The following is a 396-nucleotide window of genomic DNA, read 5'->3' on the forward strand; positions in this document are numbered from 1 at the left end:
TTTAGTTCAATGGATTAATTAATTAATATTTGCATTATGTTGTTGATATAGATTCCCTAAATCTACTTCGTAATAAAAAAGCAAATTAAGAAAGAACCGGGTTTGAGGGAACTCGGTTTTTTTGTGTTTAAACTTTTCTAGTTACTATTTTAGCTATATTAGCTGCTAATGAAATTTAATATTCAATTTTTAGTTATAATTTTTGCTTTTAATACTTGTTTTGCGCAATTGCCTGATGGGTTTGTTTATGTAAATGATATTGTACCTGATTTAGATGTAGAATTAAGATATTTTACAACTAATAACTTTATTGGTAAGCCTATTAACGGTTATAAATCAAACACACTTATATTAACAAGAGATACCGCAAATGCTTTAAAAAAGGTACAAGCGTAT

1 protein-coding gene is annotated in these 396 nt (G+C 26.5%); it reads left to right on the plus strand.

What is annotated here, in order from left to right; translation table 11 throughout:
- Nucleotides 1-168 precede the first annotated feature (168 nt).
- Nucleotides 169-396, plus strand: a 228-nt coding sequence (locus FUA24_RS08155) for a M15 family metallopeptidase (RefSeq protein WP_148541249.1), incomplete at its 3' end; no start/stop codon positions are given.

It is taken from the genome of Seonamhaeicola marinus, assembly GCF_008085455.1.